Origin of the sequence: uncultured Exiguobacterium sp. (assembly GCF_964277885.1) — a bacterium.
Taxonomy (GTDB): Bacteria; Bacillota; Bacilli; order Exiguobacteriales; family Exiguobacteriaceae; genus Exiguobacterium_A.
In genome coordinates this window covers 1-14240 of record NZ_CAXYJR010000006.1, presented here as the reverse complement: position 1 = coordinate 14240, position 14240 = coordinate 1, and the positions used below count along the sequence as shown (strand labels likewise).

Here is a 14240-nt window from a genome sequence, read left to right as displayed (position 1 = left end):
CTTTGTTCTCCCCTTTTCACGGTGCATTGATTAAACTCCATTGAATGTCTGCGCTATACGATAAAGGTTTCGGATATTTTCCTGTTAAATCGAGAATGATGCCTTCATTTTCAGCGTATGTCAACGGCGTCTGATTCGAACTCGCCGACATCGTTCCTGTAGCCACTTCAATAGCAGTTGCTTGCAGTAATTGGGTTTTCGAAGCGGTCTTAAAATAAAGAACATCAGTTAAGACATCACCTGTCGTACTTGTTAAAGGTCGATTGAGACTTGCTTGTAACTTCCAATTGTATCCTGTGGCATTTTCGTGAGAAATCGCAATCGTCATTGGGGATAAACGAGGAATAATCTTCTCTCGCCCCGTCAACTCATGACTACCAAAATCAAGAGTAGTCGGAACTGTTAAATTAAATGTTGGTCCGATTCCAAGTGCCGCTGTTGCCGTACCACCACTTAAAATATTTAAATCAATTATCCCATCTGCTAATACACTACGGAATGTATAAACTTTATCGACTCCGACTGGTAGATTTCCGACTTTGAACGATAAGGTAAAGCGATCGCTATTTAAAAGAGATAGCTTTAATAAAGAACTAACATCAGCATAAATTTGATTATTCGTTCGATCAATTACTGCTGTCACATCTTTCATTTGTGATCCAATACCAAGTAATCCGCTATAGCGATATTGAAGTTTGACGGAACTTATTTCAATACTTTGAATGACCTCTGATGGTAGCCGAAAAATAATATATCCATTTGATAAATTTAAGCTCAACAATCCAGAAACCGTATTTTCTAATGTAATCGTTTTAGTCGTCTCGTTATAGAACGCATCTAAACTTGATGTTCCAAGTAATGCTACTCCGGCAAGTGTTGGAGCAACTGCTTGTTGCTTCTCTTGTCTTGGTTTAGTTGACTTTAAGACCGGTTCTTTAATTTCGCTCGATGATTCTTCTTCAGAATCAAGCTGGTCGGGAACTTCATTCTTTTCTTCATCAGTTGAAGATGTCTCGGATGTTGGTAGATTTTCGCTCTCAGGTGGAGGTGTCTCGGATGTTGGTGGATTTTCGCTCTCAGGTGAGGATGTCTCGGGTGTTGATGGATCTTCGCTCTCAGGTGGGGATGTCTCGGATGTTGGTGGATTTTCGCTCTCAGATGGGGATGTCTCGGATGTTGGTGGATTTTCGCTCTCAGGTGGGGATGTCTGCTTTAGTTCCAAGAGTTCTTCGCATTTTATCCGTTCTTCTTTTTTCAGCAAGTCTTCTTTCGTTGAATCATTCAACGTCTCTTCACAAAACGATGACGTCAAAGGGTCTGGTATTTCTAGCTCCTCGGTCGTCGCATGACTGTGCGGAATCGAAAAACTTGTCGCAAATAGGATCATTAAGATAATAAATGTATTTGGTGATCGATTTTTATACAAAAATTATCCCCCCCTATTTCTTAACACTAATTTCAACTGAGCAATTCTCTTTTACGTTCGATCCCCTTCTAAATAAGGGAATTAAACCATAAATTTTACATTTAAAAGATATAAAATAAATGTTTTTTTATCTATATACTAAAATTAAATAACATATCTATCTTTAACCTAATTAATTTACTATTACAGCATAAAAAAATAGACCTAAAAATTAGGTCTATTTTATTTCTTTTCTTCTGTTGTATTATCTGGAATCGGTAATTGAACCATACTCCCCGATCCGCTAACGAGTGGTGACTTCCCGTCCCATTTCTTGACGGCTTCGTATTGAATCATCTCTTTCGTCAACGTCTTCTGTAATTCTTTTTGAGCTTTTGCCAACCCTTGGGCTTCAATCAAACGGGCATCGGCTGCCCCTTTTGCTTCTACACGAAGACGCTCTGCTTCTGCTTTAGCGATTTCAAGATCCGTTTTCTTTTTATCGAGTTCCTGCGACGCTTTGACACGCGCATCGATCGCTTCCTGTGTCTTTTCATCTGGTTTTGGCGCACCGAGTGCGACATCCTCGATGATGAAACCGATATCTTTGACATCTTCTGCAAACTGCGTCTGAATGCTAGTCGAGACATTCCCTGATTTTTCACCGAACAGTTCGAGGACGGTGACTTTTGAGATTTGCTCACGCGATGCATCATAGAGTCGTTGTTTTAGATAACCTTTTGCAATCTCATCGATTTCGATCGGTCCGAACTTATTGAAGACTTTCGTCACCTTATCCGGCGAGACAGAAAAGCTGTATGTAAAGTCGACGATGATGTTCTTTCCGTCTTTGGTCGCAAGTGTCATGTTCTCAAGCGACTTCGTCTGTGTTCGAATCGGATACTCTGTCACTCGCGTAATCGGTGAAACGACATGCCAGCCTTGCGATAACGTCTCGTCTTTGACACCGCTTGACGGTGTGTACACGACACCGACTTGTCCCGGTTCGATTTGTTCGACGATGAACGGTGTCGTTGCAAGCAATGCTAATACGAGCACACCGGCGATGATCATCGATGGGCGGATTTTTTTCTTCGGTTTGATTTCTCTCATTCTGAATCTCCTTTATCGATCTTTTCTTGGATATAGCGGTAGAGTTCCATGCCAAGCAAAACGATGAGGGCGAAAAACAATAACGTAAAAAAGATGGCCATCTAACCCCTCCTCTAACGAATTCCTTATTTTATTCTACGTATTCATCTGGAAAATGTTTCATTTTTTTAAATGTCCGGTTGCTTATTTTTAATTTCTATCCTAATATGGAGGGAACTTTGCCTGCTCTACGACAGATCACGATTTGTGGTACACTCGAATGAGCACATCACTTACTAGAAACGAGGGTTCATCTCTATATGATTACAGTACAAAACGTCGGTCTTCGCTTTGCAGACCGAAAATTATTCGAAGACGTCAACATCAAGTTCACGCCAGGCAACTGTTACGGTCTGATCGGTGCAAACGGCGCTGGTAAATCGACATTCTTGAAAATTCTCGCGGGTGACATCGAAGCGCAACAAGGCGATGTCATCATCACACCGGGCGAACGTTTAGGCGTCCTCCGTCAGAACCATTACGAATACGAAGAATTCCAAGTCATCGAAACGGTCATGATGGGACACAAACGTCTCTACGAAGTCATGAAAGAAAAAGATGCAATCTATATGAAAGAAGATTTTTCAGACGAGGACGGCATGCGCGCTGCTGAACTCGAAGGTGAATTCGCTGAGATGAACGGTTGGGAGGCGGAGTCGGAAGCCGCAATGCTTCTCCAAGGACTCGGCATCAAGGAAGACCTTCACTCGAAAACGATGGCTGAGCTGACAGGATCGGAAAAGGTCAAAGTCTTGCTTGCACAAGCGTTGTTCGGTAAACCGGACATTCTCTTACTCGATGAGCCGACGAACGGTCTCGACTTGAAAGCCGTCAAATGGCTCGAGGAATTCTTGATCGGATTCGAGAACACGGTCATCGTCATTTCCCACGACCGTCACTTCTTGAATAATGTTTGTACGCACATGGCGGATCTCGATTACGGTAAGATTCAACTGTATATCGGAAACTACGATTTCTGGTACGAGTCAAGTCAACTTGCTTCGCGTATGGCAAGTGACCAAAACAAGAAAAAAGAAGAGAAAATCAAAGAACTGCAAGCCTTCATCGCGCGTTTCAGCTCAAACGCTTCGAAAGCGAAACAAGCGACGTCGCGGAAGAAATTGCTTGATAAAATCACACTCGATGACATTCGTCCATCGTCACGCCGTTATCCGTTCGTCGGTTTCACACCGGAACGTGAAATCGGAAATGATCTCTTGATGGTCGACGGCATCTCGAAGACGATCGATGGCGTCAAAGTCCTTGATAACGTCCGCTTCTCGTTGAACAAAACGGATAAAGTCGCGTTCATCAGCCAGAGCGATATCGCGATCACGACTCTATTCAAAATCCTTATGGGTGAGATGGAACCGGATAGCGGTACGTTCAAATGGGGCGTCACGACTTCGCAGTCGTACTTGCCAAAAGATAACTCGGAATTCTTCGAAGGCTCGGACAAGACGATCCTCGATTGGCTCCGTCAGTATTCACCGGCAGATGAGAGTGATACGTTCCTCCGTGGATTCCTCGGTCGGATGCTCTTCTCAGGTGAAGAGGTCATGAAAAAAGCATCTGTCTTATCTGGGGGCGAAAAAGTCCGTTGTATGCTTTCAAAAGCAATGCTCAGTGGTGCTAACGTCCTTGTACTCGACGATCCAACGAACCACTTGGATCTCGAATCAATCACAGCACTCAACGACGGCTTGATCGCTTATAAAGGCGCAATGCTCTTCAGCTCGCATGACCATCAGTTCGTCGAAACGATCGCGAACCGGATCATCGAGTTGACGCCGAACGGTATCGTCGATAAAGAAACGACATACGATGAGTACTTGAACAATGATACGATCCAACAGCAATTAACAGCGTTATATGCACAATGATTTTGAAAGAGACCGGAACTGTCGTTTCGGTCTCTTTTTTGAACACGTTGAAGGAGGAATGCGATATGCGGCACCGCGTATGCGCTGCGTTGATCGAAGAGCAACAGATCCTAATGGTCGAGTTACACACGCCTTCCCGGACATTCTGGACGTTACCAGGCGGAGGTATCGAGCGTGGTGAAACAAAAGAAGAAGCCGTCATGCGGGAAGTATTAGAAGAGACGCATCTTCACGTAACGATCGAACGCCAACTCTATGAGATTTCAATTGATCAAGGAACCGAGACATGCTTTCTTGTCCGGCGTGCCGAGCATAGTCCTGAACCTCGACTCGGTATTGATCCCGAACTCCCATTTGACCAACAAGAATTACGTACCGTCCGTTTACGACCATTAAAGGAACTTCACGATGATCCACAGATCGTTCGTTTACTTTCACTACTGTAAAGGTAATATGAACTAACTGAGATAAAACTGACCAGGTTTCTTTACACCTTCTACATAATCGACTGATTAAATGGAAATGTAGCAACAATACAAACTCATTTGGGGGAAACGAAAATGAAACGAACACTCATGGTTGGTCTATCAGCAGCGGTCTTGTCATCAAGTATGGTCCCAATGTTCGCGGATGCCCACAGCTCTTCTCATAGTACACGCAACATCAAGAAGGTCGAATTCTTGTCGATGGATGCACCGACAAAAATCGATCAAATGGTAAAAACCTATACAGAAGCAAAAGTCAAAGTCACATATACAAACGGTAAAACAGAAGTGAAACCGTTGAACTACAATCAACTGTTCCTCTCGCAAGATAAAATCGTCGAAAACAAAGGCGAAATGATTGCAGCAGGTACACCGATCGATGCCAAAGGTAATCCGATCATCGATCGCAGTGTACCGGACAAACCGGAAGCCTTTGTTTCTGACGCACCCGATTCGAATAGCCTGCTTGAAGTCCATGGAAAAAAATACATGGTCTCTCACTTCGAATATGATTCAATCGACAATGCTGGAAACGAAGTCAAAGGTCTTCCGGCATCGATGACATTGACGGAAGTAACACAGGATAAGAAGACCGGAAAATTAGCTGTCAAAAAAGCAAGTAAGATTGACTTTAAAAACGTCAACGGGCTCTGGACACCATGTAACGGTTCAACCACACCATGGGGAACGCACCTTGGGTCAGAAGAATATGAACCGGATGCACGTGCGTTCGAATCAGACAAAACGTCAGCTGCTTATAAAGAAGTAAATGCTTTCGCTGAGCGTTATTTCGGAACGACCGAAAAAGCCAATCCGTACTTCTACGGTTTCACACCGGAAATCTCGGTCGACCGAAAAGGAAAAGCGACAGCAGTTAAGCACTACAGCACAGGTCGTTTCTCGCACGAGATGATGCAGATTCTGCCGGATCAAAAGACAGCGATCTTCGGTGACGACGGGAACAACACGATGATGTTCATGTACGTCGCGGACAAAAAACGTGATTTCTCAAAAGGAACACTCTATGCGGCGAAGTTCAAACAGACACGCGCGACAGAAGGCGGAGCTGGTGATCTTGAATGGATCAAACTTGGTCATGCTTCCGATAAAGAAGTCAAACGCTTGATTGATAAAGGAACGAAATTCAGCGATATCTTCGAGACAGCAGATGCGCCGACACCGGGCTTTAAAGCGGTCAAAACAGCTGCTAGTAAAAAAGTTGAGTACTTGAAACTGAAGCCTGGCAAGGAAAAAGAAGCAGCGTTCCTTGAATCACGTCGTTACGGTGCGTTGCTCGGTGCGACGTCAGAGTTCAACAAAATGGAAGGCATCACGGTCAACGAACAAGACAAAAAAGCCTACATCGCCTTGTCGTATGTGTCAGGTAGTACCGAAAAACAAGAAGGTGCTGTTCAAGACGACATCCAGCTCGAAAAACGTGAATCGGGTGCGACATTCGAAATCGATCTCGGACGCGCAAAAGGCATCGACAGCCGTTACGTGCCAACGAATATGCAAGCACTTGTCATCGGTGAAGATTTAGCGAAGCCCGATGCTTACGGCAACACAGCGAATCCGAATCTCGTCGCGAATCCAGATAACCTTGCCTACTCCGCGACGTCCGATACACTCTTCATCGGTGAAGATAGTGCCCTTCATACGAACAACTTCGTTTGGGCCTATAATCTGAAGACAAAGAAGCTTTCACGGATTCTGTCCGTTCCAGTCGGAGCGGAAGCAACTGGTCTCCGTTCACTCGATCATATTGGTGGGTATAGCTATCTCTTGAGCAACTACCAGCACCCGGGTGAGGCACTGACAGGAAAACAAATCACGGCCGTCGATCCAAAAGCGCTCGAACAAGCGATGAAAGACGGTATCGGGATTCAAAAAACAGGTGGTGTCGGTTACCTATCTGGTTTACCAAGCGGTCACAAATCGTATACGCATCGATAAGATACTAAAACGGATTCCCAAGCGCGGGAATCCGTTTTTTCATGCGTTGTTCTTCTTTTGTTTTGCTGCCTCTTCTTCCACACGTTGCAGCAGTCCATGAACGATTTTCTCGTTCTCCCGCTCGCCACCGAGTGACAAGAGACTTTTTCCAACAAAGTTCGCTCCCTCATTTTTTCCCGTATAAATCAACAGACAACGGTCGTGTCCAAGTGGTTTGAGCGTAAACGTCATCTCGATCTTGAATATTTTAGCCAACGTGAATCCAATCGTGTTTTGTTTGAAATCTGATTCATTCGTATACGCTAAATCGGTCACGATGTAGGTTTCAAGTCGATTGCCTTGCATGTACGTCTGACGATACGTTGAACCAACGACACCGGGTTTTCGTTCAATCACCTCATGCTGGACGACGCCCGGAATCAAGCGTTGCAGCCGGGTGTGATCAAACAGATGCCATGCTTCTTCGATCGGAATATCGAGCTGTCGTTCTTCTCTCCACGTGATCATACACCTGCCCCCTTTTTTAATAGAAATACCCTGTCATCCGGTCTTGTAACGTCCGGTGACAGGGCGGGAGCAGATTCTTATTTTACTGTGCTTGTTTCAAGGGCTGCACCGAGGAACTTCGCCAGTTCGAGCATGCCGTAGCGTCCTGCAGCTGCCTCAGCATCCGAATTGTAATTCGTATTCGTATTGACGTCATACGTATAGATCGTACCTGACGCATCCTTGATGAACTCGATGCCAGCGACAGCGATTTGGTTCGCTTGAAGGAACGCTTCATACTTTTCAATAATTGGATCATTGAAATCTTCAACGATTTGGAACTTCATCGGTGTTTGTGGCGCTTCTTCTCCGACTGGGCAGAACAAGTCGTCAATCACACATGCATCTGCCGGGCAGAGTTCGAATCCTTCTGACGTATCAACTCGAACCGCGTAGACAAACTTTCCACCTACGAACTCACAACGCGTGATATACGGCTCCGGTGCTTGGATATATTCTTGAATCAACGTGATCCCATCGACTGGTTCGTCGAATGTCGGACCATCGAGATAAGATTCAAGTGCTTCAATCGAATGGAATAACTGGACACCAAGACCTTTCCCGGCACGGTTGTGTTTTGTGATGAATGACGAAACACCGATTTCTTTTGCTGCTTGTACGATTTGATCGCGTCCGACGGCAGCCGTCGTCTTCGGTACACGAATCCCAGCCTTACGCAACGCCGTGTATTGATTGACTTTGCTGACTTCTAGACGAAGCGCACGCGTTCCGTTAAAGACAGTCCGGTCATGCTCTTCTAACCAAGCGAGGACTCCTTCCGTCAACTCCGGCGCGTAACGATGCCCCCGCGTATGCGAAGAGGCACTCATCCGGCTGTAAAAGACACCTTCTGGCGGCAGTTCATCCAGCGGAACGATTCCTTCATTCAAGTGCCACTGTTCATACGGCAATTCGAGTTCTTCGAGACGTTTGATGAGATGATCCGTCCATTCTTGGTTTTCGTGGAGAATATGAATTTTTGTCATGATTGTTGACCTACCTTTCGTTTCGCTTCGACCAGCGGCATTACGTCACGAGCAAAGCGCTCCATTTCTTCAAGTTGTGGTGAGAATTGTAACAAAAGTAACGTGACACCGACGGCTTCGAACGCTAGAATCCGTTCAGCGATTTGTTCTGGTGTCCCGATTAAATTCGGACGTAGACCACGGTTCGAGACGGAATAATCGTTTCGCTCGACCTGTTGCTCCAGTTGCGATTTACTGATGAAATCCTGATAACCCGCATAACCGGCGCTGTCTTCCTTGACGTCTGTGATCCGTTGCCACTCAAGAAGCGCTTCTTCTTCCGTATCCCGACAAATGATGTAGGCCGCAAGACCAAAGCTCTCAAGCGGTGCGTGTCCCGTCGCTTCCCGACGTACTTTCATATCGTTGATTTTATGAGCTACCTCTTCGACCGTGCCCCCATGCATGACATAAGCGTCACAGTGTTCGACGATCGTCCGCTTTCCAGCTTCACTCTCTCCACCAGCGTAGAGCTTGATGCCTGGACGCTGGACGGGCTTCGGATGAAGTTCCGCCTGCTCGATCGTGTAGTGATTACCGGAGAAGCTATACGGTGACGCATCTGCCCATAGTCCTTTCATGACCGTGACGAACTCTTCCGTCCGAGCATAGCGTTCATCGTGTGCTGTGAAGATACCGTTGTATTGTTTGGCTTCCTCTGCCCACCACGCTGACACGACGTTGAGCGTAAAGCGTCCACCACTCAACTGATCGATGTTTGCCGCCATCTTCGCCGTCGTCGCTGGATTATGGAACCCGGGACGTACAGCAGTCATGATCTCTAAGCGTTCCGTCGTTGCAGCAATCGCCGCTGCCGTCGTCCATGCCTCAAGACTCGGTTCCTTAATGCCTTTGATATCATTCAAGTTCAATTCCGCGATCAACGTCGTCGAGAAGCCGATCCGTTCTGCTGTTTGTGCGACTTGTTTCGCATAATCGAATGTCGCAGGCATCTGTTCATCTTCGACGTTACGTAACCATCCCCCAAAAATCGGTAACCAAAAACCATACTCCACTCTATCGTCCCCCTTATCATAAAAAAACGCTCTTTTCGAAGTTCGAAAAGAGCGACGGTATCTTGTCCTGTCCGCTCTTATCTTCGGAAGGTATATCCCTTCCTGGAAGTAGCACCTTCCGCCGTAGCGGGGTTGCTGAAGTGTCTTCGGGCCAGTCCCTCGACTTCTCTAGATAAGATGTGTTGCATTCATCGTACAAAATTCACTGAACTAAAGCAACCATTAAACCGTCTTTTCCAATCGGAATTATTTCACGCATAAAAAATCCCGACGTAATGTCGGGATCAGGAATTAATATGGTGCGACGAAATCTGATGTTGGCTCTGGTGCTTGTTCACCACGAACACGATCATAGAATTTTGCAAAGGTGACACTGAAATACGGTGTAATCCACAAGAATGCTAGACCTAGGGTAACGATTCCTAAAAGAGCCCAACCAATAAACGATAGTAAGAGCATGAATGCTTCCATTTTATGCCCGTCCATCATTTTCCGGGAGCGTGTAATGGCTTCTAAGATACCAATTGATGGTTCATCCCGCAAAATATAGAACGTTAGCATGTAAGAAAATGATTTAATGATTCCCGGTACGACTAATAGCAGAAACCATAGGAAGATAAAAAAGAATTGTACGATAGCTAGACCAATCACTTTGAAAAACATGCCATATGGTTCAAATAAATCCGTTACTTTCGTTTCTTCTCCACGAGCAATCGACATCGCAATCCAAGTCCAACCGACTCCGACCGGAATCAATAAAATCGATACTAATGATACGACGAGATCCATGGTATTAGCTGGTTCGTCCACATCTGATCCAAATAATCCAGGTACACCTTGAATAATACTAAACAGAATAACTGTTAGGACTGCGAATCCCCAACGACCGCTGAGCGACGCCTTTGCCGCTTTTTTTAATTGAGATGACATGAGTAAGGTCCTCCTTGAAAAAATAAGTTCTCACCTTACTCTACGGCTTATAACTTCTAATGTTTCACTCTTTTTTCAATAATTTCCCGTCTCGTTGCTGGTTAAGCCAAGCGCGCTCAAGTTGTCGCTCACATGCCGTGTATAACGAACGTCGACCATCGAGGCGTTCCATCGCAAATGGAATACCATGTTTTTTCGCCTGCGCGATGACATGTGCACTCGCTGCATGAGAAACGCGACTCGTTACGACGACGATCGCGTCCGTCTTTTTGGCGAGGCAGGCAATCTTTTTCGCGGACTGTGCGTCTCCTGCCAGATGAATCAATTCGATCCCCGTCGGCGCAAAGAACTCACGATAGACAGCGGTCTGTTGTTCGTTTCCAACGATGACGAGACGCATGCCTGTGAAGCGCGTGAAATCAAGCGGTGTCTTATCAACGAAATCCATCAATTGTCCGGGTACAGCTGTCGTCACGATCGGTTCAATCGTTCGCTCTTTTGGCATACGGACGCGACGCTGCGCTTTTTTAGCTTTCGGCACCGTTTGCCGTTTCATTTTCCGTGCATACCGGTCCGATTTTTTCGCTGTCACAGGTGTCTTCACTACCGGTTGTTCTATCGCTGATGAGCGGTTGGATGATGTATTGACGATCGGTTCTTCATACGTGAACGGATGCTTCCAAGCAATCGTCAGTGTATCCTTCCGTCCCCGCCACATGACGAGATCGACGAGTTGCCCTGCTTCCAGTCGGAAATAGCGCATGTCTTCTACCGGTACGACATAATAAAACGGTCTGCCCGACTCATCTTGCAGTGGACCATTCACCGTTTCCTCAATGATTCCATGCGCTTTGACGATTGCTTGTTCAAACACGACACGTTCCGGATTCTCTTTCATTCGCTCCGTCGAGACGACGGCTTCGATACGACATATCGTTTTTTGATCATCCTGACGCTCAACACGGACCCGGACTTCCATGCCGTGCTCGAGATTCCAATCGCGGACGTCTCGTTCTGAAATATGACTGCCGGACCACTCTAGTAAAGTACCGCCTTTTAATCCCCGCTGAAACGTATAGGCATAACGTTGCTTGCGTACTGGCTCGACCGGTACTTGTGGTGGCATTACGATGGTCTGCTCTAGCTCTACTACTTCGTCGACGACCGGTGTTTCTTGAACGTCACGCGGTGCATAATACGCTGACATCTTGACCCATTCATCGATTCCGTTCACTTCGTCGAGCCAGAGTTGCCAATCTTCATACCGCTCCACGACCGCTAATTTCATCTGTACCAATTCAGTTGCTCGTTCCAACACCTGTTGCATCATCCGTAACCACTTCCTTTGCGTTTTTTTCACTATAGCAACGAAAAAACGCGGAAGTAGTTCAAAAAAATAGCCTGGTTATTTTTTTATTTAGGTACGTTGCTGAATTTCCACAGCCGGATCCTGACGCTTATATTTCGCGACGATGACGATCAAAACCGTGATGATCACAAGCAGGAACCAAGAAGACAATTTTCCGAGATCAACGACTGCCCAGCCTCCTTCCTGATGCGGATAGACCCAGCCTTTAAAGAACGTTACGATGTTCTCCGCGATCCAAATGAAAAAGGCAATCAGTAAAAAGGATAGAACGAGCGGCATCCGGTAAATCGTCTGCTCGATCGTAAAATGAACCCATGACTTATAGAAAACGAGGACGACGAGGACCATCAACAGCCAGCGTGCATCGAAGATCCAGTGGTGGGTGAAGAAGTTGAGATAGACGAGACTGCCGACGCTGATCGCAAGCCAAGGTGGTGGAAATGCTATGAATCGTAAATGAAATCGCCGAAACGCTTGGCAGACATAACTCGCGACGCTTGCGTACATGAATCCTGCATACAAGGGAACACCAGCCACTTTCGTCAAAGCGTCTTCCGGATAACTCCAAGACCCGACATTCACTTTAAACAGTTCAAGTGCTAGACCGATGACGTGAAAGAGTAAAATCAGTTTGAATTCCGCCATCGTTTCATACCGCGTGACGAGTAAGACGATTTGGACGAGAATACACCAGATCAACAGGAGATCGTATCGAGCGACCGGTTCAGTAGGAAGATAACGTGAAAGAGCAAGCGCAGCGAAAATCATCACGGGAAAGACGCAGCAGACGGCTTCTATGTATGTAAAACGAATCAGGTGCCGGATCGCTTTCATTCGGTCCCCTCCTTTTTCTTCAGTATACGTTTCTCTTTTATCCTTCCCCTCCTTCTTAAGATGGAAAAAACGGAAAATTTCGTCTTTCTTCTTCCACTTTCCTCATGATACAGTTAACGAATCAATTATTTTAAGAAATGAGGTGCCAGACATGACGCGTCATCGCGCTTCCTGGTTATTACGCGCTACGTTAAAGTGGGGATTATTCCTACTCGGTTTATTTTTACTCGCCCTTGGCTCATCGATGATGATCACAGCTGAACTTGGTGTCTCGACGTGGGACGTGTTGCATCTTGGTCTTCAAAAGAAGACACCATTATCCGTCGGAACGATCATCTTGCTTGTCGGTCTATTACTCGTGTTCGTGAAGTACGCGTTAGACCGCGTCACACCGCAAATCGGAACGCTCGTCAACGCGATTTTCGTCGGTGTCTTCATGAATCTTGTTCTTGGTTCTCATCTCTTACCTTCATTTGAGTCGATCTGGTTGAATACACTCTGGCTGATTTTCGGCATTTTCATCATTGGGATGGGCGCTGGTCTGTATGTCGCTGTCGGATACGGGGCCGGTCCACGCGATGGGTTGACATTGACACTTGCAGAGCGCTTTGGAACGTCGATTCGTCTGATGCGGACGATCATGGAAGTTACGGCATGCGGCATTGGCTGGTTACTCGGGGGACCTGTTTTCTTCGGCACGATCCTCTCGATTTTCTTAATCGGACCGTTCCTGCAATTTTGGTTGTTCTATTTCCGCCGGATCATTGCAGCGATTGATGCAAAAGGACTCCCAGCGTCGGAACGCCAAATTAGCTAAGTCGCCTGACTCGATATCATTCTGCGTGAATGATATCTTTTTTTATGTCGGAAGCAAATAAGTTGCGCCATCAAATTAAACACGTTATATTCGTTTACATATCAATCTTTGATACGTCAAAGGTTTCTTCGAACGAAGGGAAGGATGTGATGGATTGAGTATTTCCTGTACCGAAAAAGGACGTTTGATCTACGCACTCGTCTCCGTCAATAAGACGATTGCTCAAAAATTCGATCTCTGTACGGATGGTTTCAGTCAGACGCGAATGGATTTGCTTGCTCAACTACAAGTCGATCAAACGATCAGTCAAAAAGAATTGCAAAAACGCGTCAATGTCGATCACGCGGCGGTGACCCGTCACCTCAAACACTTGGAATCGACCGGGATGATTGCTCGTGAGCGTTCAGCCGCTGACAATCGAGTGATTCTTGTTTCCTTAACGGAACAAGGGGCGACGCGCATTGCACGATTACGCGAACAAAAAGATGAGTTCCTCGAGAACTTACTCGAAGGATTCTCTGCTGAAGAACAACGGACGTTAGCTGAGATGATTCAACGTATCGAAGCGAACGCCGACACATTACCTAAATTAAAAGAGGAGTCGATTTAATATGGCAACGCAAACTCAAACAGACTTCATGGAAATCGTCAAAGGACGCCGTTCGATCCGTAATTACGATACAGACGTGAAGATCTCAAAAGAAGAAATGACACAAATTCTTGAAGAAGCAACACTTGCTCCATCTTCCGTTAACATGCAACCATGGCGTTTCCTCGTCATCGATAGCGAAGAAGGTAAAGCGACACTCGCACCACTCGCAA

14 protein-coding genes and 1 riboswitch are annotated in these 14240 nt (G+C 46.0%); of the genes, 6 read left to right on the top strand and 8 right to left on the bottom strand.

Translation table 11 applies throughout. The features are described from left to right. Nucleotides 1-16 precede the first annotated feature (16 nt). Both ACHWTJ_RS13135 and ACHWTJ_RS13130 read right to left on the bottom strand, forming a co-directional pair. Nucleotides 17-1426, bottom strand: a complete 1410-nt coding sequence (locus ACHWTJ_RS13135) for a hypothetical protein (protein WP_394679848.1) — start codon at nucleotides 1424-1426, stop codon at nucleotides 17-19. 222 nt (nucleotides 1427-1648) lie between these two features. Beyond that, complete coding sequence (locus tag ACHWTJ_RS13130) at nucleotides 1649-2518, bottom strand: prohibitin family protein (protein ID WP_394679847.1); 870 nt, start codon at nucleotides 2516-2518, stop codon at nucleotides 1649-1651. A gap of 299 nt (nucleotides 2519-2817) precedes the next feature. Here ACHWTJ_RS13130 and ACHWTJ_RS13125 point away from each other — a divergent pair, with 299 nt between their 5' ends. The 3 genes from ACHWTJ_RS13125 (at nucleotide 2818) to ACHWTJ_RS13115 (ending at nucleotide 6881) form a co-directional block, all read left to right on the top strand. Continuing rightward, a complete protein-coding gene (locus tag ACHWTJ_RS13125) occupies nucleotides 2818-4440 on the top strand; it encodes an ABC-F family ATP-binding cassette domain-containing protein (RefSeq protein WP_023469778.1) in 1623 nt (540 codons plus the stop codon). A gap of 65 nt (nucleotides 4441-4505) precedes the next feature. Next, nucleotides 4506-4886, top strand: coding sequence for an NUDIX domain-containing protein (locus ACHWTJ_RS13120; RefSeq protein ID WP_294740100.1), 381 nt, complete (start codon nucleotides 4506-4508; stop codon nucleotides 4884-4886). 114 nt (nucleotides 4887-5000) lie between these two features. Then, nucleotides 5001-6881 (top strand): PhoX family phosphatase, encoded by a 1881-nt coding sequence (locus ACHWTJ_RS13115; RefSeq protein ID WP_294740101.1) that lies wholly within the window; start codon nucleotides 5001-5003, stop codon nucleotides 6879-6881. A 39-nt stretch (nucleotides 6882-6920) separates the two neighbouring features. Here ACHWTJ_RS13115 and ACHWTJ_RS13110 read toward each other — a convergent pair whose 3' ends face one another. The 6 genes from ACHWTJ_RS13110 to ACHWTJ_RS13085 form a co-directional block, all read right to left on the bottom strand. Then, nucleotides 6921-7388: a hypothetical protein gene (locus ACHWTJ_RS13110; protein ID WP_294740102.1), complete on the bottom strand. Its 468-nt coding sequence runs from the start codon at nucleotides 7386-7388 to the stop codon at nucleotides 6921-6923. Between the two features lie 77 nt (nucleotides 7389-7465). After that, nucleotides 7466-8413: a RimK family alpha-L-glutamate ligase gene (locus ACHWTJ_RS13105; RefSeq protein ID WP_294740103.1), complete on the bottom strand. Its 948-nt coding sequence runs from the start codon at nucleotides 8411-8413 to the stop codon at nucleotides 7466-7468. After that, nucleotides 8410-9468, bottom strand: coding sequence for an LLM class flavin-dependent oxidoreductase (locus ACHWTJ_RS13100; protein WP_294748061.1), 1059 nt, complete (start codon nucleotides 9466-9468; stop codon nucleotides 8410-8412). Before ACHWTJ_RS13100 ends, ACHWTJ_RS13105 begins: the two co-directional genes overlap by 4 nt. Nucleotides 9469-9542: 74 nt before the next feature. Next, nucleotides 9543-9647: riboswitch (SAM riboswitch) on the bottom strand. Between the two features lie 112 nt (nucleotides 9648-9759). Continuing rightward, nucleotides 9760-10398 (bottom strand): DUF975 family protein, encoded by a 639-nt coding sequence (locus tag ACHWTJ_RS13095; RefSeq protein WP_294748058.1) that lies wholly within the window; start codon nucleotides 10396-10398, stop codon nucleotides 9760-9762. 64 nt (nucleotides 10399-10462) lie between these two features. Continuing rightward, complete coding sequence (locus ACHWTJ_RS13090; protein ID WP_394679846.1) at nucleotides 10463-11728, bottom strand: DUF2325 domain-containing protein; 1266 nt, start codon at nucleotides 11726-11728, stop codon at nucleotides 10463-10465. Nucleotides 11729-11815: 87 nt separating this feature from the next. Beyond that, entirely contained in the window at nucleotides 11816-12601 is a 786-nt protein-coding gene (locus ACHWTJ_RS13085; RefSeq protein ID WP_294748052.1) for a DUF817 domain-containing protein, read from the bottom strand. Nucleotides 12602-12752: 151 nt separating this feature from the next. Between ACHWTJ_RS13085 and ACHWTJ_RS13080 the strand changes: the two genes are divergently transcribed. From ACHWTJ_RS13080 to ACHWTJ_RS13070, 3 genes are all read left to right on the top strand, one after another. Next, entirely contained in the window at nucleotides 12753-13418 is a 666-nt protein-coding gene (locus ACHWTJ_RS13080; protein WP_058265637.1) for a YitT family protein, read from the top strand. 154 nt (nucleotides 13419-13572) lie between these two features. Further along, nucleotides 13573-14028: a MarR family winged helix-turn-helix transcriptional regulator gene (locus ACHWTJ_RS13075; RefSeq protein ID WP_023469788.1), complete on the top strand. Its 456-nt coding sequence runs from the start codon at nucleotides 13573-13575 to the stop codon at nucleotides 14026-14028. 1 nt (nucleotide 14029) lies between these two features. Next, a partial coding sequence (locus tag ACHWTJ_RS13070) for a nitroreductase family protein (RefSeq protein ID WP_394679845.1) occupies nucleotides 14030-14240 on the top strand: 211 nt, incomplete at its 3' end.